The 20,871-nt window shown below is 72.5% G+C and carries 18 protein-coding genes; 12 read left to right on the forward strand and 6 right to left on the reverse strand.

All coding sequences use genetic code 11. The annotated features are described in order from the left end of the window. Positions 1 to 307 precede the first annotated feature (307 nt). The 5 genes from ABT296_RS34765 to ABT296_RS34785 all read right to left on the reverse strand — a co-directional run bounded on the left by ABT296_RS34765 (position 308) and on the right by ABT296_RS34785 (position 6,424). Complete coding sequence (locus ABT296_RS34765; RefSeq protein ID WP_351933477.1) at positions 308 to 1,819, reverse strand: DEAD/DEAH box helicase; 1,512 nt, start codon at positions 1,817 to 1,819, stop codon at positions 308 to 310. Between the two features lie 253 nt (positions 1,820 to 2,072). Beyond that, positions 2,073 to 2,276 carry a cold-shock protein gene (locus tag ABT296_RS34770; RefSeq protein WP_030323642.1) on the reverse strand — a complete coding sequence of 68 codons (204 nt, stop codon included), beginning with the start codon at positions 2,274 to 2,276 and terminating at the stop codon, positions 2,073 to 2,075. Between the two features lie 708 nt (positions 2,277 to 2,984). Next, positions 2,985 to 3,512 (reverse strand): aminoacyl-tRNA deacylase, encoded by a 528-nt coding sequence (locus ABT296_RS34775; protein ID WP_351933479.1) that lies wholly within the window; start codon positions 3,510 to 3,512, stop codon positions 2,985 to 2,987. Positions 3,513 to 3,651: 139 nt separating this feature from the next. After that, positions 3,652 to 4,998, reverse strand: a complete 1,347-nt coding sequence (locus tag ABT296_RS34780; protein WP_351933481.1) for an NAD(P)/FAD-dependent oxidoreductase — start codon at positions 4,996 to 4,998, stop codon at positions 3,652 to 3,654. Positions 4,999 to 5,089: 91 nt separating this feature from the next. Continuing rightward, the gene (locus tag ABT296_RS34785; protein ID WP_351933483.1) at positions 5,090 to 6,424 is read right to left on the reverse strand and encodes a cytochrome P450; all 1,335 of its coding nucleotides are present in this window, start codon (positions 6,422 to 6,424) and stop codon (positions 5,090 to 5,092) included. 922 nt (positions 6,425 to 7,346) lie between these two features. Here ABT296_RS34785 and ABT296_RS34790 point away from each other — a divergent pair. The 12 genes from ABT296_RS34790 to ABT296_RS34845 are packed head-to-tail and all read left to right on the forward strand — an operon-like array spanning position 7,347 to position 20,000. After that, positions 7,347 to 8,909, forward strand: coding sequence for a coproporphyrinogen-III oxidase family protein (locus tag ABT296_RS34790; RefSeq protein WP_351933484.1), 1,563 nt, complete (start codon positions 7,347 to 7,349; stop codon positions 8,907 to 8,909). Continuing rightward, positions 8,906 to 10,096 (forward strand): aminotransferase class I/II-fold pyridoxal phosphate-dependent enzyme, encoded by a 1,191-nt coding sequence (locus ABT296_RS34795; protein ID WP_351933485.1) that lies wholly within the window; start codon positions 8,906 to 8,908, stop codon positions 10,094 to 10,096. The genes ABT296_RS34790 and ABT296_RS34795 overlap by 4 nt, the downstream gene beginning before the upstream one ends. Then, positions 10,083 to 11,852 (forward strand): thiamine pyrophosphate-binding protein, encoded by a 1,770-nt coding sequence (locus tag ABT296_RS34800; protein WP_351933486.1) that lies wholly within the window; start codon positions 10,083 to 10,085, stop codon positions 11,850 to 11,852. Before ABT296_RS34795 ends, ABT296_RS34800 begins: the two co-directional genes overlap by 14 nt. Then, positions 11,849 to 12,496, forward strand: coding sequence for an SRPBCC family protein (locus ABT296_RS34805; RefSeq protein WP_351933488.1), 648 nt, complete (start codon positions 11,849 to 11,851; stop codon positions 12,494 to 12,496). The genes ABT296_RS34800 and ABT296_RS34805 overlap by 4 nt, the downstream gene beginning before the upstream one ends. A gap of 1 nt (position 12,497) precedes the next feature. After that, positions 12,498 to 13,511 (forward strand): 3-oxoacyl-ACP synthase III family protein, encoded by a 1,014-nt coding sequence (locus ABT296_RS34810; RefSeq protein WP_351933490.1) that lies wholly within the window; start codon positions 12,498 to 12,500, stop codon positions 13,509 to 13,511. A gap of 51 nt (positions 13,512 to 13,562) precedes the next feature. Then, positions 13,563 to 13,880 carry an acyl carrier protein gene (locus tag ABT296_RS34815; protein ID WP_351933492.1) on the forward strand — a complete coding sequence of 106 codons (318 nt, stop codon included), beginning with the start codon at positions 13,563 to 13,565 and terminating at the stop codon, positions 13,878 to 13,880. Then, positions 13,877 to 14,128: an acyl carrier protein gene (locus ABT296_RS34820; RefSeq protein WP_351933493.1), complete on the forward strand. Its 252-nt coding sequence runs from the start codon at positions 13,877 to 13,879 to the stop codon at positions 14,126 to 14,128. The genes ABT296_RS34815 and ABT296_RS34820 overlap by 4 nt, the downstream gene beginning before the upstream one ends. Then, entirely contained in the window at positions 14,125 to 15,372 is a 1,248-nt protein-coding gene (locus ABT296_RS34825) for a hydroxymethylglutaryl-CoA synthase family protein (protein ID WP_351933495.1), read from the forward strand. Before ABT296_RS34820 ends, ABT296_RS34825 begins: the two co-directional genes overlap by 4 nt. After that, a complete protein-coding gene (locus ABT296_RS34830; RefSeq protein ID WP_351933497.1) occupies positions 15,354 to 16,145 on the forward strand; it encodes an enoyl-CoA hydratase-related protein in 792 nt (263 codons plus the stop codon). The genes ABT296_RS34825 and ABT296_RS34830 overlap by 19 nt, the downstream gene beginning before the upstream one ends. Then, positions 16,142 to 16,933, forward strand: a complete 792-nt coding sequence (locus ABT296_RS34835; RefSeq protein WP_351933499.1) for a polyketide synthase — start codon at positions 16,142 to 16,144, stop codon at positions 16,931 to 16,933. The genes ABT296_RS34830 and ABT296_RS34835 overlap by 4 nt, the downstream gene beginning before the upstream one ends. Continuing rightward, complete coding sequence (locus ABT296_RS34840; protein WP_351933501.1) at positions 16,930 to 18,726, forward strand: polyketide synthase; 1,797 nt, start codon at positions 16,930 to 16,932, stop codon at positions 18,724 to 18,726. The genes ABT296_RS34835 and ABT296_RS34840 overlap by 4 nt, the downstream gene beginning before the upstream one ends. After that, positions 18,723 to 20,000, forward strand: coding sequence for a beta-ketoacyl synthase N-terminal-like domain-containing protein (locus tag ABT296_RS34845; RefSeq protein WP_351933503.1), 1,278 nt, complete (start codon positions 18,723 to 18,725; stop codon positions 19,998 to 20,000). Before ABT296_RS34840 ends, ABT296_RS34845 begins: the two co-directional genes overlap by 4 nt. 100 nt (positions 20,001 to 20,100) lie before the next feature. On the opposite strand, the gene ABT296_RS34850 is transcribed toward ABT296_RS34845, so the two are convergent. Then, positions 20,101 to 20,862 carry an isocitrate lyase/PEP mutase family protein gene (locus ABT296_RS34850; protein WP_351933505.1) on the reverse strand — a complete coding sequence of 254 codons (762 nt, stop codon included), beginning with the start codon at positions 20,860 to 20,862 and terminating at the stop codon, positions 20,101 to 20,103. Positions 20,863 to 20,871: the final 9 nt, after the last annotated feature.

The following is a 20,871-nucleotide window of genomic DNA, read 5'->3' on the forward strand; positions in this document are numbered from 1 at the left end:
CCCTGCGGCCCGTCCGCTTGGGGCCTCCCCCCTACTCCTTGTCCGGGTCGCGGCTAGTGTCGCCCCCCCCGCCCGCGGGCCCGGGGCGGGGCCCGGGGGGGGTGGCCCCCCCCCCCCCCTCTCGGCTGCCCGGGTGTCAGCTCACGTTCGCCCGGGGATCACGGTCAGGCCGCCGCCGGCGTGCAGAGCAGCGCGGAGGCGTGCTGGAACGGATCGGGGGCGGGGCGCGTCGGACGGGGCGGCATCGGGACCAGCGTCACAACGCCCCTCCCGCACAGACCGGGTCGGCTTCCGGGTCACGTACGGCTCAGGCCGCCGCGTCGGCGGCGGAACGCCGTCCCCGGGCGCGCCTCGCCGCCGGGGCGGGCCCGCGCCGACCGCGGGAGGCCGAGTTGCGTGTGCGCTGTTCGGCCGGCGGCGCGGTGATCGTCACGGGGATGCCGGACGGGGTCTGGGCGCCCGTGATCCGGCGCAGCGCCTCCTCGCCGGAGCGGACCTGAGTGGTCTGGGGCACGATGCCGGCCGTGGCCATGAGACGGGTCATGCCGCGGCGCTGGCCGGCGGTGACCAGGGTCACGACACTGCCGGACTCGCCGGCCCGGGCGGTACGGCCGCCGCGGTGGAGGTAGTCCTTGTGGTCCGTCGGCGGGTCCACGTTGACGACGAGGTCCAGGTTGTCGACGTGGATGCCGCGAGCGGCGACGTTCGTCGCCACCAGGACGTTGACGTGCCCCGATTTGAACCGGGCGAGGGTACGGGTGCGCTGCGGCTGGGTCTTCCCGCCGTGCAGGGCGGCGGCCCGGACACCGGAGTTGAGGAGGTCGTCGGTGAGGCGGTCCACGGCGTGCTTGGTGTCCAGGAACATGATCACGCGGCCGTCGCGCGCCGCGATCTCGGTCGTCAGCCGCTGCTTGTCGGCGCCGTGTACGTGCAGGACGTGGTGCTCCATCGTGGTGACCGCGCCCTGGGAGGGGTCCACCGAATGGACGACGGGATCGGTGAGGTAGCGACGGACCAAGAGGTCGACGTTGCGGTCCAGCGTCGCGGAGAACAGCATCCGCTGGCCCTCGGGGCGGACCTGGTCAAGTAGCGCCGTGACCTGGGGCATGAAGCCCATGTCGGCCATCTGGTCGGCCTCGTCGAGGACGGTGATTGCGACCCGGTCCAGCCGGCAGTCGCCGCGGTCGATGAGGTCCTTGAGGCGGCCGGGGGTGGCCACGACGATTTCGGCGCCGCTTTGCAGAGCTTTCGCCTGCCTGCCGATCGGCATTCCGCCGACGACGGTGGCCAGGCGCAGTCTCACGGCGCGGGCGTAGGGGGTGAGGGCGTCGGTGACCTGTTGGGCGAGCTCCCGAGTGGGGACCAGCACCAGCCCCAGCGGCTGACGGGGAGCGGCGTGCTGTCCGGCCGTGCGGGCCAGCAGGGCCAGGCCGAAGGCGAGGGTCTTGCCCGAGCCGGTCCGGCCGCGGCCCAGGACGTCACGACCGGCCAGGGAGTTCGGCAGCGTCGCGCCCTGGATGGGGAACGGGACGGCCACGCCCTGCGCTGTGAGCGCGTCCAGGAGGCGCTGGTCCAGAGTGAGGTCGGCGAAGTTCTCGACGGCGGTCAGCGCCGGAGTGATCGTCTTCGGCGGGGCGAACTCCCCCTGCACGGCGGCGGGACGCCTGCCGTATCCGCCGGACCGGCTCGGACCTCCGGATCGGCGCGCGACGGACGCACCGGAGCGATCACCCCAGCCCGTGCCGACGGAGGAGTCGTACGTACGGTCGCCTTTGCGGCGGGTGCGGGAGGAACGGCCGTTCGTGCGTGTGGGGTTCATGGAGAACCTTCCTGGATACGGCGCGTATCGAGGAATTCCGGCAGCGCATGAACAGCGTCGGGAATCACAGGCACGGGCCGAATGAAAATGAGAATACAAACCAGTTTCGCTCAGGCACAAGAACTGTCGGCGCGAGCGGACGGGCGCAGGGAATGCGAGAGGCGGGGCGCATGTGGAAAACCCTGCGAAACGCAAGCAGCTGGGGCCCGCACCCCGAGGGATGCGGGCCCCAGCTACGTATGACGCGTCAGTGTCAGGCGGAAACGATGTTCTCGGCCGTCGGACCCTTCTGGCCCTGCGCGATGTCGAAGGAGACCTTCTGGCCCTCCTGGAGCTCGCGGAAGCCCTGCGCGGCGATGTTCGAGAAGTGGGCGAACACGTCAGGGCCGCCACCGTCCTGCTCGATGAAGCCGAAGCCCTTTTCCGCGTTGAACCACTTCACGGTACCGGTCGCCATGTCATTTCTCCTCTGGGCAATACGACGGCATCCGTACCCTACGGATGCCGTGTCGCCGCCATGATGCCCTGTCCGGAAAATGACCGGGAAATATAAAGAGATTCCACGCGGCATGCGGCCGACGGGAAGCGCTTGAAATTCTTTGGGTACCAAAACTGCAACGAGATTCGACAGTAGCACGTCGCCGCGTCCGGTGGACCGGGAATATTTCTCCCTGTGTGTCGCCGGTAAAAATCCTGTCTGCGATGACTGTTAAAACCTCAGTCCGCGAACACAGGTATTCACGCACGCCGAATACAGCCCTCGTATGGTCGATCGGCTGAGGCGTCGCCGGGGCAGCGGAGCCTGCGGGCAGAAGCCCAGGGAGTCCCCGAGCGGGCTGGCAGGGCGTGCAGGAACGCATCGTCGGGCGCCGCGCTGCGCCTCGAGGCGGGGCGCAGCGGTCGGTTCGTGTCTTCGCCGGTACCCACCTCGAAGGCCGGCGCTCCCAGGGCACATTGCGGACCATGGACTGAGGAGACGCTTCCGACCGCACTATGTGGACCTGCTCGCAGTCGACGCCCTCGATCCGGCGCAGGCGGTCGGGGGCGCGGATTTGCGCTCGGTATTCCGCCACCCCCACGCAGCAGTGGGCGCGCGGTGAGACGACACAGGTCAGAGGGGCTTCGCTTCCAGGTGATGCGACGTGTCGACTCCACATCCGCTCTTCTAACCAGCATCACCCGCACCCGCTACCGAGACGGTCGCGTCCGCCGCGTCCGCCACGTCCGCCACGAGCGGGGTGCCCGCCAGTCGCAGCAGGTCCGCGGCTCCGACCTCCACGCTCCGGTCGGCCCGCCCGCTGCCGCAGTAGACGGTGCCCATACGGGTGACCGCCGTGTCGAACACCACCGTGACACCGGGGGCGCTGCACACCGGGCTCACCCCGCCCGGTTCCATGCCCAGGCCGCGCAGCACCTCCTCGCCCGCGGGCCGCAGCCGCGAGCGCGGCACGCCGACGGCCCGGGCCAGGCGCCCGTAGCCGAGTCGGGCGAGGCCGGGGAAGGCCACCAGGAAGACCTGGTCGTCGGCGGTGAACACCAGTGTCTTGACCGAGTCCGCCACGGACAGGCCGGTCTCGCGCCGTACGTCCTCGGCGGTCCGTACGGGCGGATGGGTATGGACGCGGAAGGTCACGCCGGCCGCTCGCAGGACGTCGTCGGGAGCGGCCGGGGTGGAGGGGGAGGACGTGGACACCTGACCTCGCTGCGGTGGGAGGGTGCGGACGGGGGCGCGCCGGACGGGGGAGCGCGGGGCGATTCTACGTTCCGCGCCCTGTCCGCAGGGCGAGCCCGGACACTCCCTCGCCCTGAAGACAGGTGCGTCCGGGCGGTGTTCAGTCGCCGGCGAGTGCCTTGAGGACCTGCGCGCGCGACGGCGGCGGCGCGGCGGCCTGCGCGGCCATCAGCACCGGGACGAGGCGGCCGACCCGCTGCCGTAGATCGGGGGTGTCGAGGGTGGTGTCCAGCATGCTGACGTACCGTCCGGCGGCGTCGGCGAGTTCGGGATCGTGCTGCGCGGCGTCCAGCAACATGAAGGGGTTGGGCGGCAGTTGGGCGAGGATGCCCTCGAGGGGCTGGTGCGCGACCGCCGCCCGCCACAGGGTGGTGCGGGCGGTGTCCTGGGCCACCACGTCCTCGAACCACGGGCGCAGCCACGCCTCGGTCTCGCGCGTGGCGCGGACGGCCGCCCCGGGCAGGTCGCCGGTCCCCGTGAGTGCCCTGGCCAGGATGACCGCCTGGGCGAGGGCGAGCGAGGCGCCCCGGCCGAAGGTGGGGTCGGTGACGCACAGCGCGTCGCCGAGCGGCACGTATCCCCGGGGCGCGTCGGGGGAGAGGGTACGTAGTACGTTGCGCAGCCCCGCCATCGGCACCACCTCGCTCACCGGCGTGGCGGCACCGGGACGCAGCCAGGGCTCGAAGTCCGGGAAGAGGGCCAGGACGCGTTCGAACGACGCGGTGTCGCGCAGGTCCTTGAGTTCCTCGTCCTCGGGCAGTCGGCCGATGTCGACGGAGAACGCCCCGTTGTCGTGGCTGAACAGGGCGGCCCCGAAGCCCAGGCCGTCGACGATGCTGACCGACCCGTACCGGGTGGGGGGTCTGGGGACGCCTTCGGCCAGCTGGTAGAAGCGGCTGTTGTACACCTTCCCGCACTCGACGTCGGCGACCGTGGCGGTGTACCGCCGGGCCAGTTGCGAGCGGCTTCCGCAGGCGTCGACGACCAGGTCGGCGGGGTGGACGGCGTCGTCGGTGCGCAGGCCGCACACCGTGCCGTCGGCCACTTCCAGGGCCCGCACCGTCACCCCGTGCCGACGCGGGACGCCGTCCCGGTCGAGCGCCCGGGACAGCGCCCACTCCACGAGGCCGCGGCGGGCGGCGATCATCACCTGGTCGGGGCCGGCGCCCGGCGACTCGAGCGCGACCTCCTCGGCCCCGTGCCGTAACAGCTCGTCGTGGACGTCGGGGAGGTGCTCGCGCAGCTGCCTGCGGAACAGGCCGAGGAAGATGTGCGGATGGCGGGACTGCGGGGTGCCCGGCCGGGTGTGCGCCGCGGCCGGCGCCGGGTCGTCCGGTGCGGCGGGATCGCGCTCGTACACCTCCGTCGGCAGGCCGGCGCGGGACAGGAGGAGGGCGGCGCTCAGTCCGGCGATGCCGGCGCCTACGACGGTGGTGCGGTCGCTCAAGAGGACTCCTCGGTGAGGACGGGCGGGCGGACGTGAGGGAGGACGTGAGGGCGGACGGGCCGGAGGAGGGAAGGGTGGTGGCGGACCGCCGTCACCGGGACGGTGTGCCGGGTGCCGGGGCGGAGGCCGCAGCGGGACCGGAGTTCGCGGGCACCGGCCATTCGGCCAGGATGTGCCGGGGCCCGTGGAAGGACGCGTTGGGCAGGTAGGAGAACGTCTGACCGGGCAGCAGCCGCAGGCCCGGCAGGCGCCGGGTGAGCTCCTCGAGGATGATCCGCATCTCCAGCCGGGCCAGGGGCGCGCCGATGCAACTGTGCGCCCCCAGGCCGAAGGTGAGGTGGCGCTTGGCGTTGGCTCGGCGGATGTCGAGCCGGTCGGGGTCGGGGAAGACGCGCTCGTCGTGGTTGCCCGAGGCGATCACCAGCAGCAGCCTGCCGCCCGCGGGGACGGTCGTGCCGCCCAGGACGACATCCTTGAGGGCCTGGCGGCGCCAGCACAGCACCGAGGGCGCGAAACGCAGGCACTCCTCGACCGCGTTCGGGATCAGCGCGGGATCCTCGCACAGCGCCTGCCAGGACTCGCGGTCGTCCAGCAGGTACCGCAGGGCGTTGGCGGTGGCGTTGGTGGTGGTCTCGTGGGCGGCGACCAGCCCGCTCATCATCATGTTCTGCAGGTGGTTGTCGTCGACCAGTTCCGGGTCCCGGCGGTGCACCTCGATCGCGTGGGGCACCCATCCGCGGCCCGGCTCGCGCTTGAGCCGGTCGACGAGCTCGCCGGAGAGCCGCCACCAGCGTCCGACCTGGTCGGCTATGTCGACCTGGTGCTCCACGGAGGGGCGGCCCCAGGTGAACAGGCCCATCTTGATGGTGTAGTGGCGCGCCGTTTCGATGTCCTCGTCGGGGACGCCCATGACGAGGAGTCCCACGATCGCCGGCACCTCCCACAGCAGGTCGTCCACGAGGTCGGCGCGGCCGCGGTCGGCGAAGGTGTCGATGTACCGGGTGACCAGGGCGCGGATCCGGTCCTCCAGGACGGCGACCTCGGCCGCGGCCAGCGGTGGCGCGAGTTGTCTGCGGCGTCGCATGTGCAGCGGCTCGTCCTCGTTGACCAGGACGGGCCCGGGGGCGAAACCGTAGCTGTCCAGGCGTTCTCGGGCCTGTGGCGCCAGGGGCGTGATGGGGTCCAGGGCCAGCGCGGCGGAGTAGTCCCGGGTGTTGCGGAACGCCTCCCTGATGTCGGCGTGGCGGGTGACGACCCAGTAGTCCAACTCCGGGCTGTGGAAGACGGGTTCGTGGGTGCGGGCCGCGGCCAGCGCGGCGGCCGGGTTCTGCTGGTAGTCGTCGCCGAACGGGTCGAACCCGTCGGCGGCGTGCGCCACCGGACAGCCCTCGGCGGACTGGGCAATGCGGGCGGAGCTCTGATCCACCTGGACGTTCCCCCGTTCGGTACGAATGCATCGGCAGGGCTCGGATCGAGGTCGAGAGCGGCTCGAGAATTCATGGAACACCCGGATCGGCCGGTACAGCCGAAGTGCAAGAATCAACTATTCCGGAAAAGTGGGCGGCCGACTCCGGACGGAGTCCGGAGATCCGCGGACGAAAAGGCGGACCGGGCATTACCACGCGCTCGGACAATGCATTTTTTGGGCCACGCTCGCCGCATGTCAAGCTTTCACTTTGGTTGCCCTGTGCGGCGAATTGTGATGCAGGTCACATGCCATAGGTAACTTCACCACTCATTCGCGGTCATGTCCCGCTTTCCCTTGCCTTCGTCGGGTCACCTGCTGTTATATCGCCCTCCGCGGGGGCCCTTCGGTGGCATCTCGGCATCATCGGTGCAGTTCAGTAGGGGTTCAGCTGTGCCGGCCCGGAGGGGAGACCCGGGCGACGGGAAGAATTCAACACACTCTTGACGCTGCCGGTTCGGCTGGCATAGCTTCGCCGAAACCACATTTCGCCAGCCATTCACGGGGGATGCGATATGACGAAATACGCTGGTGACCTGCCGTTATGGCCAGATAGGCCGAAGGCTGCGCCGCACCCGTCCACGAAAAGGATCAGAACGGCTGTTGCCGACTCCGGCCTGATTTTCCCGCCGGACCGCCGATCGGCGACCTCTTAGGAATGCTCCGTCTTCCCGGTCCAGTCGCGTCCTGCCACCTCATGCGTTTTCCCTTCCGGGCCCGATCTGTCCGCCCGCCGTATGACGCAGGCCCCTCCACGACACCTCCGGGACATCCCGCACCTTGCGCCTGTCCTGCGAATTCTCACGGCCCCATGCCGGCATCAGGGTGACCCTCCGCCGTGCCCACAGCCCGGGACCGTCGACGGCCACCCAGGAGAAAACCCATGGAGACAACGCCAGCCTCGAACGGCCTCCGCCCCGACGGCGGGCCCCGGCCGCCGTCCTACGACGACGCCCTCGACTACGCCGAGGCAAGGGTCGCGGAACTCGACCTGCCCGGCCTGCGCGCCGCCGGCGTGTACCGGACCCCGCTGGAGTACTACCTCGTCGGCACCTACCCGCCGCTGAAGTTCCTGCACGACATACCGGCCGAGGAGGTCTTCACGGGGATCACCCCGTCGCAGAACCTCTACCTGCACATCCCGTTCTGCGAGCAGTACTGCACGTTCTGCCACTTCTACAAGGAGATCAACTCTCCCGACCAGGTGGTGGAGCGCTACGTCTCGGCACTGCGCGACGACATCAGTGACACCGCCCAACGGGTCCGCGCCCAGACCCCCGGAGGGCTGACCGCCTCGTCCGTCTACTTCGGCGGCGGCACACCCTCCTACCTCAAGGCGCCCCAGATCGAGTCGCTGATGGACCATCTGTGGCGCACCGTGCGCACCACACCCGACACGGAGATCACCTTCGAACTGCACCCGGGCGTGGTACGGCAGCCGGACTACGAGGACCGACTCGACGCGATCCGCGAACACCGGGTCAACCGCTGGGTGTTCGGCATCCAGTCCATGGACGAGGAAGTCCTCGCCCGGCTCAACCGCGGCCACGGGCGGGCCGAAGTCCACCGGCTCATCGGCCTGTTGGACGACCGCAACGTCGACAACCTCAACGTCGACCTGATCTTCGGCCTGCCCCTGCAGACCCTGCGCAACTGGTACGACACACTCACCGAACTCATCGACGCCGGGCTGGAGAAGTTCAACATCTTCCCGCTGATGTTCAAGCGCTCCGACCCGATCACCCGGCAGTACATCAACCGGCCCCAGGACTTCCCCGACGAGCGGGACCGCCTGCGGATGCACTTCATGGCCGAGTTCGTGCTCTTCTCCATGGGGTTCCGCCGCGGCCCGGTGTTCTACTACGCCAAGGACACGGTCCACTCCCAGCAGCAGCAGAACAAGTTCGACGCCATCGAGGACGACAACCTCGTCGGTCTGGGAGTCAGCAGCTTCGGCTACATCGGCGGCACCCAGTACTACAACGTCTGCGACAACCGCGAGTACGTCGCCCGGACTGCGAAGGGCCAGTCCCCCGTGTGGCGCGGGCACTCCCTCCCGCCCGCCGAGCGGCTGCGACGCTCACTGATGTTCGGCATCCGCAGCGGCGGCGCCGACCTCGAGGCCCGCGGCCGGCAGTACGGGATCGACGCCGTGGAACTGTTCTCCGGGCACCTGGAGAACCTCCAGAAGCTGGGCCTGGTCGACACCGACGGCACCACCGTGAACCTCACCGACCTGGGCTGCGCCTTCGTCGACGGCATCGGCCACACCTTCGCCAGCGACGAGGTCGTCGCCGGTGTGCTGGCGGCGAACGAACGCATCGCCTCGCCCTCCCTGGACCCGGTCGACCGCTACGACTACTCCCCGATCGGCCGTCTGGACCTGCCGGGCGGGATCGCCGACCGCAACCGCGACGACCAGCCCCATGACGGGGCCACGCCATGACCGCGCCCCCGACGGCCACCGTCACCGAGTGGCACGACCTCGTGCCCTACCTGCGTGCCGACGACGGCAGGTGGCACAACCTCGCCGCCGGGATGCCGATGCAGAACGCGGCCTTGGCCGAACTGGCGCGCCAGGCCTACCGCACCGTCGTGGAGCGCCCGGACTTTCCCGACCGCGTCGGCAGGTACCACGACGTCATGGGCGACCCCGCGCTGCGGGAGCGGCTCGCGGCGCTCTACGCGGAGCACTTCGGCCTTCCCCTCTCGCGGCGCAACGTACTGATCACGCCGGGCGCCCAGGCCGCCTTCCACCACCTGTCGGCGCACGTCCACGGGCAGGGGCGCCGCATCGTCTTCGCCGGGCCGGAGTATCCCGGTCACCGCACCCACCCCGCGGCCCGCTACGACATGCTGCTGCCCGACATCCGTGAGGTGGGACCCCACGAGTTCCGCTATCTGCCGCCGCGCGGCGCCCTCGGCCCCGATGTCGGCGCCGTCGTGCTCTCCCGGCCCGGCAACCCCACCGGCAGCGTGGTTCCCGACGAGCACCTGGAGGAACTCGCCCGCGAGTGCGCCGCCGTGGGGGCCCTGCTGGTCGTCGACAACGCCTACGGCCCGATCGTGCCCGCCCTCGCGTTCGGTGAGCCCGGCCTGCCGTGGGGAGACAACGTCGTCCTCGTGCAGAGCTTCTCCAAGGGGTCGCTGGCCGGCGAACGCCTCGGGTTCGTGCTCGCCGCGGATTCCGTACTGCGCGCCCTGGCCGAGTACCAGGCCCGGGCGGTGGTCTTCCCGCCCCAGCTGATCCAGCTGGTGGCCGCCGAACTCCTTGCCGACGACCGCTACACCGCGCTGTGCGCGGGCCCGCTGCGCGCCTCCGTACGCGAGCGTCACCGCGTGGTGCGGACCCTGCTGGAGGACCTGCTCACCGTGGAGTTCGCCGTGCACCGCGTGGACGGCGGCCAGTTCCAGTGGGTGTGCCTGCCGGGGCTGCCCGGCTCCACCGCCGAACTGTTCCCCGTCCTCGCCGACGCGGGCGTGCTGGTGGCCCCCTCGGCCCCCTTCTACCTGCCGCACCTGCGCGAGGACCCGCACGCGCGGCGCTGCCTGCGGATCGGGGTGACCGCACCCGTTCCCGCCCTGGAACAGGGTGTCGCGATCTTCGCGGAGGTGGCCAATGCCCACGGCTGACCCGAACGCCCACGGGGGCGACGCCCCCACGGTGCCGCCGTACCGGGTGGTGGACCACATCGTCGAGCACCTGGCCGACGCGGCCGGCGTGCGGCATCTGTTCGGCGTGCACGGCGCCAACATCGAGGACGTCTTCGACGCGGTCTTCCGCGCCGGGCGCATCGAGGCGGTGCTGGCCAAGCACGAGTTCTCCGCCGCCGCGATGGCCGACGGCTACCACCGGGCGGGCAACCGGCTGGCCGTGGTCGCGGCCACGTCCGGCGGCGGCGCCCTGAACCTGGTGCCGGCCCTCGGCGAGGCGTACGCCTCCCGGGTCCCGGTGCTCGCCCTCGTCGGGCAGCCGTCCACGGCGGCCGAGGGACGCGGCGCCTTCCAGGACCAGAGCGGGCTGGGCGGCACGGTGGACGCCACGGCCGTGTTCTCCGGCGTCTCCAGGTTCTGCGCGCGCGTGGAGAGCGCCGAGGCCGCGGAGAAGCTGCTGCCGCTGGCGGTGCAGGCCGCCCTGAGCGAGCCCCGCGGCCCCGCGGTCCTGCTGCTGCCGAAGGACGTGCAGCAGGCCGTCATGGCGCCGCGACCGGCCGGCTCCCCGACGAAGGCCGCCGGGGAAACGGCCCGCGGCCCCGAGCCGGCCGACTGCGCCGGCCCGGCCGCCGACGCCCTGGAGCAGGCCCGCCGCGACGGCGCCCCGGTCCTCGTCGTCGCGGGCACCGAGGTCGTACGGTCGGACGCCCGGCAGGAACTGGCCCGGTTCGTGACCGCCCTCGGCGCGTGGGTGACCGTCGAGCCGGACGCCAAGGACGCCTTCGACAACCACGACCCCCGGTTCGTCGGTGTGGCCGGGGTCATCGGACACCCCAGCGTGCGGCACTGTCTGGAGCGGGCGGCGGTGTGCGTCCTGGTCGGCACCCGGTTCCCGCAGACGTCCGCCGCCGGGCTGGAGGACGCCCTGCCCGGGCGCACGCTGGTCTGCCTGAACCGGGAGCCCGCGTACCCGCCGTCGGCGCTTCAGCTGCCGCTGGGCGGCGGACTGCGGCAGGGACTGCGCGCGGTCACCGCACGGCTGGAGGCGTCGCCGCCCCGCCCGGGGCCGCCCTTCCCGCCGCACCCGGGTCTGCGGTACCTGCCGCACGAGCGCAGCGACGGTGAGCGGATCGCGCTGCGCGAGATCGTGCAGACCGTCGCCCGCGCACTGCCCGAGGACGCCAACGTCGTCTCCGACGCCGGCAACACCGGGTGCGGCGTGCTGCACTTCCTGCCCGCGCCCCGCCGCGGCCGCTACCTGCTGGCCCTGGGGATGGGCGGCATGGGGTTCAGCTTCGGCGCGGGCATCGGGGCCGCTCTGGCCAACGGGCGGCGCACCGTCGTGCTCGCCGGCGACGGCTCCTTCTTCATGCACGGCATGGAGGTGCACACCGCCGTGGAACATCAACTGCCCATCACCTTCGTGCTGTTCAACAACAACGCGCACGCCGCCTGTCTGTCCCGCGAGGAGTTCCTCTACGGCGGCGGGCGCCCCTACAACGTCTTCCGCCCCAGCGATCTGGGGCAGGGGGTCGCCGCGATGTTCCCCGGCCTGCGGGCCGCGACCGTGCGGCGCCTGGACGAACTGCGCGACTTCCTGGCCGCCACCGCCGGCTCGGCCGGGCCCGCGGTGGTCTCGGTCGAGGTGCGCACCGACGAGATGCCGCCGTACCTGCCGTTCGTCCCCTTCACGACCCGATCCGAAGAACCCACCGAAGGAGTCACACCGCGATGAGGGCGTCAGAAACCGAACTGTCCACCATTGCCGGCCTGGTCAGGGTCGAGAACGCACCGATCGGCGAGGTGCTCCGCTCGGTCCAGGAGAACACCAAGGACTCCTACTCCCACGACGAGATCTACGGTGACTACTGCACCCTGCAGGGATACGTCGACGCACCGCCGCGCGACGTGTACGAGTACCTGGCCGACATGAAGAGCCAGGAGGAGTACACCTACAGCGTCCGGGACCTGGAACCCGTCGACGACACCGGCCTGTACGTCGGCTGGGACCGCCTGTCCGGCAGCACCCGCATCTACGTCCGCATCGAGGCCAATCCGCAGGCCCTCACCGTCGACTACCACGCGGCCTGGGACCAGGGCGACGACCTGTGGATGATCTACCTTTTCCGGGTCGTGGACGCCCAGACCGTCTTCAAGCGCCCCGGCTCGGTGATCCTGTGGACGAACTGCCACCACCCCTACTACGAGAAGAACCCCTACCCCGAGCTGTCGCCGGGGCCGGACCGTCGCTGGGTCGGCGACTTCTGGCGCGCGTTCTACGCCGGCCACAAGGTCGAACTCGAGAACATCAAGGCGATCATGGAGCACCGGCACCACCAGGGCATCCCCATCACCCCCGCCGACACCCCGGGAGCCTGACATGACGCCGGTGAGCCTGCTGGACGTCGCCAGCGCCCTGCCGGAACAGAAGGTCGGCCGGGAGTACTTCGAGCAGTACTCCCGGCCGGACGACCCCCTGCTGCGCAATCCCATGTTCCGCGCACCCGAGTACCGCCGCTACGCCTCGCGGGAGGAGAGCGGCGCGGACCTCATGGAACGGGCCGCCACGGCGCTGCGGGACCGGCACGGCGCCGACCTGCTGGCCGGCGTCGACGTCCTGGTGACCCACAACGCCCTGCCCGACGTGCCCTTCCTGGGCTCGGGCGCCGAACTGGCCCGCCGCCTGGGCGCCCGCCCCGATCACATCATCGACCTGCACAACGGCCACTGCGCTGTCTTCCCCTACATGCTCGGTCTCGCCCGCTCCCTGCTGGCGTCCGGTCAGGGCCGCACCGCGCTGCTGTGCACGGCGCAGACCGCGGGGAAGATCTTCACACAGCCCGGGGTGCGGCAGTCCGCGCACGCCTCGGTCCCCGGTGACGGCGCCGCGGCGGCCCTGCTGACCACCACGCGGGAGCGCCCGATCCTGGCCACACGGGTGCACCACTATCCCGAGTACGCGCCCGACGTCGCTCTCAGGCTCGACGACGGGCGGCTCTACTGGGAGCCGGGCACCTCCGAGATGGACGTGGCCTTCGACAACCTCAAGGCCCAGAACATCATCGAACGCGGCAGCAAGATCGTCCCGGAGGTGGTGGCCGACCTGTGCCGCGAGGTCGGCTCGTCCCCCGGAGACATCGGCCTGCTGGTCACCAACCAGCCGAACCGGCTGCTGCTGCGGAACTGGTCGCGGGACCTGGGCCTCGACCCCGCCCGCCACTACGACACGTTCGACTCCTACGGCAACCTCTTCGGCGCCGGCATACCGGTCAGCCTCGACCACGCCCTGCGCGACGGCGCCGTGAAGGACGGCTCCCTGGTGGTGCTGGCGGGCTTCGCCGGCGCCGGGGAGATGGCCTCCGCGGCGGCGATCCGCTGGGGCGGCGAACCGTAACCCCGCCCCCGACACCACCGAACCCACCGCCTCTGCCACAGGAGGGCAGCGATGCCACACCCCGACAGCCGCCCGGAGCCGGACCACCAGCAGGTCGAGGACACCGTCCTGGACCTGCTGGCCGAGATCCTCTACGTGGAGCGTGACGACGTGCGCTCCGACACCGACTTCACCGCACAGGGACTGGACTCGATCCTCGCCGTCGAGTACCTCGCCCAGGTCCACGACGCGCTCGGCGTGAAGGTCACCCTCGCCGAACTGCACGACCTCGGCACCCCCCGAGCCCTGGCGGAGGCCGTGCACCAGGCACCGACCGGCACCGGCGCGGGCCGCGCACCGCACACGGAACGCCGGGAAGACGCCGTATGACCCGGGATCAGGTGTCCGCCGTCGTGCGGGAGAACATCCTGGCCGTGCGGCCGGACCTGGACCCCGCCGAGATCCGTGAGGACCGCAGCATGCAGGAGCTGGGCTGCAACTCGCTCGACCGCCTGGACGTGGTCGTCGGCTGCCTGGACGCCTGCGACCTGGACCTGCGGGCCGAACGGTTCGAGGGCGTCACCGACATCGGCGGGCTCGTGGACGCCCTGCTGGCCGGTGCGGTGAGCACCACATGACCCCACCCGACGCCACCGGGCCGGCCGTGGGCGTCGATGCAGTGGGCGGCTACTTCGGTGACGCCTTCGTCGACACCGGCGACCTGTTCGACGCCCGCGGCCTGGACCGCTCCCGGCTGGCCAACCTGGGCATGGTCCGCCGGGCGGCCCCCCTCCCGGGCGAGGACGTGGTCACCCTCGCCGCGACGGCCGCACGGCCGCTGGTGGACGCCATGACCGCGACCGAACGCGCCGGCCTGCGGGCCGTCGTGGTGGCCACCGAGTCGTCCTTCGACATGTCCAAGGCGATCAGCACCTACCTCCACCGCCTGCTCGACCTGCCCCGAACCTGCCGTGTCTTCGAGGTCAAACAGGCCTGCTATGGCGGGGTGGCCGCACTCCAGACCGCCGTGGCGCTGGTCCGCGCCGACCCCGCGAGCCGGGTCCTCGTCGTGGCCTCGGACCTCTCGCTGCCCGAACGCGGCACCTACCTCGAACCGAGCCAGGGCCTGGGCGCGGTGGCCGTGCTGGTGGCCGCCCGGCCCGCGATCCTGGAGGTCGACCACGTCACCGCCGGCGCCTACAGCTACGAGATCGCCGACTTCGCCCGCCCGCGCCACGATGTCGACGTGGTGGACACGGACCTGTCCCTGATGTCCTACCTGGACTGCCTCCTGGGCTCGTTCACCGACCACGCGGCCCGCCGCGAGGGAGCGGACTTCGCCGCCTCCTACGACCTGCTGGCCATGCACACCCCCTTCCCCGGCATGGTGCGCGGCGCCCACCGCACCGCCCTGCGCAAGCTGGGCCCCCGCACCGGGCCCGCGGTGCAGGAGGACTTCGCACGCCGGGTCGCCCCCTCACTGCGCCTGCCCGAGCAGGTGGGCAACATCTACTCCGCCACCACCCTGCTGGCGATGCTGAGCGCCGTCGCCCACGCCCCCCACGACGAGGGCGCCGAACTGGGCGTGTTCAGCTACGGCTCGGGCTGCTCCTCGGAGTTCTTCGCCTGCCGGATGCCCGCCGGAGCCCGAGCGCGGGTCGCCGCCGCCGGACTGGAGGAACACCTCACGGGGCGCCACCTGCTGACGGTCGAGGAGTACGACGCGCTGACCGCGGAAGCCGCCACCACCATGTTCGCCGTCCCCGACGCCGTCGTGGACCCCGACCGCCGCTTCGTCCACGGTCCGCCCGGCCGGCCGCGCGCCGTCCTCGTCCGGGCCGAGGGCTACCGCCGGGAGTACGCATGGTTCCCGCAGCCGTGATCCCCACGGTCCCGCACCCGCTTCCCGGCCCGGTGGAACTGCGCATCGAGGGGGCCTGCGCACGGCTGCGGCTGACCGCGCCCGAGCGGCGCAACGCCCTGGACGCCGCCACGGTCCAGGCCCTGCTCACCGCGGTGCGCACCGCCGAACGGACACCCGGCTGCCGCGCCGCGGTGCTCTCCGCGTCCGGACCGGTGTTCTGCTCGGGCCTGGACCTGGCCGCCGCGACCGCGGACGCCGGGCAGCCCGCCGACATCGCCGACCGGATGTGGGAGGTGCTGACCGCCCTGGCCACCGGGCCGCTGGTGACCGCCGCCGTCGTGACGGGCCGGGTCACCGGCGGCGGCGTGGGCCTGGTCAGCGCCTGCGACCTCGTCTTCGCGGGCCCCGACGCGTCGTTCCGGCTCACCGAGGCGCTCCTGGGCCTCGTCCCCGCCACCGTCCTGCCCTTCCTCACCGCCCGCATCGGAGAACGCGCCGCCTTCCGCGCCGCCCTGCTCGCCGAGGACATCGACTCCGCCACCGCCGGTGCGCTGGGACTCGCGGACACCGTCACGGACCGGCCCGAACAGCACGTACGGCATCTCCTCCTCGCCCTGCGCAGGACTGCGCGCCCCGATGCCGCCGCCGAGCTGAAACGGTGCAGGAACCTGCTGCGCGCCACCCCCGAGGACTACCCCGGCCACGCCCGCCGGCTGCTCACCGACTCGCTCGCCGACCCCGCCGTGCACGCCCGGGTGGCGGCACTGCGCGAGGAAGGACTGCTGCCATGAGCGACACCCGGCCCACCCGCCCCGCTCCGTCCGCCCGGTCCGCCGCTCCGGTGACCGCCGAGCGGAACGGACCGGTCGCCATGGTCACCATGTGCGACCCCGAACGGCGCAACGCCATGACCCCGGCCCTCGTCGCCGGGCTCAGCGAGATCCTGGAGCGCGTCACGGCCGACCCCGCCGTCCGCGTCGTGGTGGCCACCGGCCTGCCCGACGTCTTCTCGTCGGGCGCCGCCCGGGAGTACCTCATGGACCAGGACCGCGGCGAACTGGAGCCCTTCGTGCGCGCCTTCGCCCGGTGCCCGCTGCCCGTGGTGGCGGCCATGCGCGGCCACGCCCTGGGCGGCGGCCTGACCCAGGGCCTGTACGCGGACGTACCGGTGCTGAGCGAGCGGTCCGTCTACGCCGCGAACTTCCTCAACTACGGCCTGGTCCCCGAGTACGGGACCACCTGGCTGCTGCCGGCCCGGCTCGGCCAGACGCTGGGCACCGAGATGCTCTGGACCGCCCGCGGCTACCGGGGAGCCGAACTGCGCCGGCGCTCCGCGCCCGTCCAGGTCGTCCCGCACGAACAGGTCCTGCCACGGTCCCTGGAGATCGCCGAACGCATCGCCCGCGCACCACGACGCTCCCTGGAACTGCTCAAGCACCAGCTCGCCACCCAGCTCCTCGCCGCCGGGGACGCGGCGGTCGAGGCGGAGCTCGGCCCCCACCTGGAGGCATGGAACTCGCCCGCCCTGCGCCGCCTGGTCGCCGACCGCTACGGGCGCCCCGAGGAGGAATGGCCGTGACCGACACCACAACCCCGGACACCCCGCAGACGGCACCACGCCCACCCGTGGCCGTCATCGGCATGGCCTGCCGCGTGCCCGGCGGCGACGGACCCGACGACCTGTGGCGGACGCTCTGCGCCGGACACGACATGATCACCGAGGTCCCGGCCGACCGCCTCACCGGATACGACCGCGAGGTCGCCGGCCCGGCCGGCCTGCGCGCCGCCGTACTCGAGGACGTCGACGCGTTCGACGCGGACTTCTTCGGCATCGGACGCCGCATGGCGGTGTGGATGGACCCCCAGCAGCGCCTGCTGCTGGAGACGAGCTGGCAGGCGCTGGAGAGCGCCGGCATCGCGCCCGGCTCGCTGCGCGGCGAGGAGGTCGGGGTCTTCGTCGGCTCCGCCACCAGCGACTTCCGCGACCGCATGCTGATCACCGGAACGCTGGACCGGTACTCGGCCGTCGGCACCATCCACTCCTACCTCGCCAACCGGCTCTCCCACCACTACGACCTGCGCGGCCCCAGCATCACCGTCGACACCGCCTGCTCCAGCGGACTCAGCGCGGTGGCCGCAGCCGTCTCCGGACTGCGCGCGGGCGACTTCGACACCGCGCTGGTCGGCGCGTCCAACGTCTGCGTCGCAGGCTGGATGCCCGCCGCCATGGCCTACATGGGGGCGCTGTCGCCCTCGGGTTCGTGCAGCCCGTTCTCACCGCGGGCCGACGGTTACGTACGCGGCGAAGGCGCCCTCTGCTTCGTCCTGCGACGCCTGGACGACGCCCTGCGCGACGGCGACCCGGTCATGGCGGTGATCGTCGGCTCGGCCACCAACCACGACGGACGCTCCGGCGGCCTCACCCGGACCGACGCCGGCTCCCAGACCCGGCTGCTGCGGCGGGCCCTGACCCAGGCCGGTCTGTCCCCCCGCACCATGGGCTACCTGGAGGCGCACGCCCCCGGCACCAGCGCCGACGGCCTGGAGATCGACGCGCTGCGCGATCTGCTGCGCCCCGCACCCGGCGACCGTCCCCAACCGCTGGGCGGACCGGACGGCCGACTGTGGATCGGCTCGGTCAAGGCCGCCGTCGGCCACCTGGAGGGCGCGGCGGGCGCGGTGGGCCTGGCCGAGGCCGTACTGGTCCTGCTCAACGGCGCGATCCCCGGCGCACGGGGCCTGCTGGGCCTGGGCCCCGGCCTTGAAACGGAACACCTCCCGCCGAGTCCGGAGCCCGTGCCGTGGCCAGGCGACGCCGCCCGGCCCCGGCGCGCGGCGGTCAGCTCCTTCGGCATCGGCGGCTCCAACGCCCACCTGGTACTGGAGGAACCGCCCGCGCGGGAGCCCGGCGGCGGCCGCTGGACACGGGGCCCGGTCGCCGTACCGCTCAGCGCCACCGACACGCAGTCGCTGCGCCGACAGGCCGCCCGGCTCGCCGAGCACCTGGCCGCCCCGGCCGCCGCCACCGAACTGGCCCCGATCGCCTGGACCTTGCAGACGGGGCGCGACCACCTGGCGTGCCGCGCCCTGATACACGCCCACGACCTGACCGAGCTGCGCTCGGCCCTCGACGACCTGGCCCACGGCGGCGAGCCCCCGCAACCGGACGCACCGGCGGACCCGGCCGACCCGGCGCGACAGACCGTGCAGGCAGGCCGCGCCTGGCTGGAGGGCGCCCCCGTGACCTGGGCGGACCTGTGGGAACGGCCACCCTCCCAACGGGTCCGGCTGCCCGGGTACGCCTTCCGCCGCGTACCGCTGGGCTTCGCCCCCGTACCGCGCCCGCGCCCCGCGCACCGGAGGGCGGGATGAGCGACGGCGGCCCGACGGAGGCCGTGGTCACCGGTGCGGGCGTGCTGCACGCCCTCGCCGACGACCTGGCGGGTTTCGCCGCCGCGCTGCGAGCCGGACGCAGCGCCGTTCGACCCTCAAGCGAACCGGCAGAGCCGGGGGGACCGGACGGCCCGCCACCGGCCGGTGCCCGCCTGGACGGGTTCTCGCTCCCGGACTGGGCCGCCCGCCGACTGCCGGACGATCCGGGAACCGCCGCACGGCTGCGGGCCGTCGCGGGCCGGGCGGCCCTCCCCGCGCGCACGGCTGCGTGCGCCGCGCTCGCGGCCGTCCGCGACGCCGGACTGAGGGCGTCCGACCTCGACGGTGCCGCGCTGATCGTGGCGGGCAACAACCTGGCGCTGGACCACCAGGCCCAGATGGCACGGACGTTCACCACCCGGCCGGGACGGCTGCGCCCCTCGTACGCGCTGACCCACATGGACACCGACGTGGTCGGCGTGGTCAGCGAGGTCACCGGCGTCCGCGGCGAGGGCTGGACGACCGGCGCGGCCTCCGCGAGCGGCACCGTCGCCCTCATCCTCGGCAGCCGACTGGTGCGCTCGGGGGACGCCTCCGTCTGTCTGGTGGTGGCCCCCGCCTGCGATCTGTCGGCGGCGGAGCTGCGCGCCTTCCGCGACAGCGGAGCCATGGCCGACACCGACGGGGCCGCGGAGCCGTGGCGGCTGTGTCGCCCCTTCGACCGCCGGCGCAAGGGCTTCGTCTACGGGCAGGGCGCCGCGGCGGTCGTCCTGGAGAGCGCCCACCACGCCGGTCGGCGCGGCGCCCGGGCACTGGCCCGGGTCGCCGGGCACGGCCAGCGCCTCGACGGCCGCCGCGGCACCGCCCCCGACGCGCTGGGCCAGGCGGCCGCCCTCCGGGCGGCGCTCGCGCACGCGGGAGTCGGCCCCGAGGAGGTCGACTACGTCAACGCCCACGGCACCGGTTCCGTCGCCGGGGACGAGGCCGAGGCGCGCGCCCTGCTGGACGTCTTCGGCCCCGGCCGGCGCGAGCTGGTCAACTCCACCAAGCCGCTGCTGGGACACTGCCTGACCTCGGCCGGCCTGCTGGAACTGGTGGCGACGCTGATCCAGATGCGGGAGGGCTTCCGCCACGGCAACCCCCACACCGAACAGCCCTTGGCGCAGGAACTCCCTCTCGTGGGACGGTCCGCCGCCCCGGGCCCGGTACGCGTCGCGCTGTGCCACAGCGTCGCCTTCAGCGGGATCAACGCGTCGGTCGTCCTGCGAAGGTGAACCGGCCGGACATCCACCGGCTACGACCGGGCAGGCCCTCGCCCTCCGCGTCCCGACACGGGAAAGGTCCCGGCCGGGATCACGGACACCGGCCGACTGCTCAGGGCGCCCAGGGCTTGAGCATGTCCGTCATCGCGTCCGCCAGGGCGAACTGCAGCAGCGGGCCGTAGGTGACCCGGCCGACGCCAAGACGGCGGAACCGCTCGAGGTCGTGCTTGACGGGATGCGCGGTGGAGTTCACGGGAACACCGACGGCGCCGATCACGGCAGCGAGCAGCTCGTCGTCGTCCTGGATGCCCACCGGGTAAACGCTGTCGGCACCGGCCTGTTCCAGGGCCCGCAGCCGCTCGATCGCCTCGTTGAGGACACCGGCGGCGTCCTTCGCGTGCAGGAAGAGATCGGTGCGCCCGTTCACCCAGAGCGGGACCCCCGCGTCGTCGGCCGCCGTGCGCAGGCCGCCCACGAAGGCGGCGTGCTCCCGGGTGCTGCGCACGCGGCCGCCCTCGGAGTGGACGGTGTCCTCGATGTTGAGGCCGGCGGCGCCGGCTTCGACGAGCCCGGCGACGATGTCGGCGGGCTCCTGTCCGTACCCGGCCTCCAGGTCCACGGACACGGGCACGTCGACCGCCGCGACGATCGGCTTGACGGCGGCGATGACCTCCTCGAAGGTCTGCCCCTCGTGGTCGTCGGCCCCGCGGGAGTCCGCCAGGGGATGGCTGCCGATCGTCAGCGCGGGGAACCCGGCGGCCGCTGCGGTGCGGGCGGACCACACGTCCCAGACGGTCGGCAGTACGAGCGGCTGGTACTGGGCGTGCAGCTGCTTGAGGCGTTGAGCGCGCTCAACGACGGTGTGAAGATCCATACCAGGAAC

The organism is Streptomyces sp. NPDC000983 (assembly GCF_040299205.1).
In the GTDB taxonomy this organism is placed as follows: Bacteria; Actinomycetota; Actinomycetes; order Streptomycetales; family Streptomycetaceae; genus Streptomyces.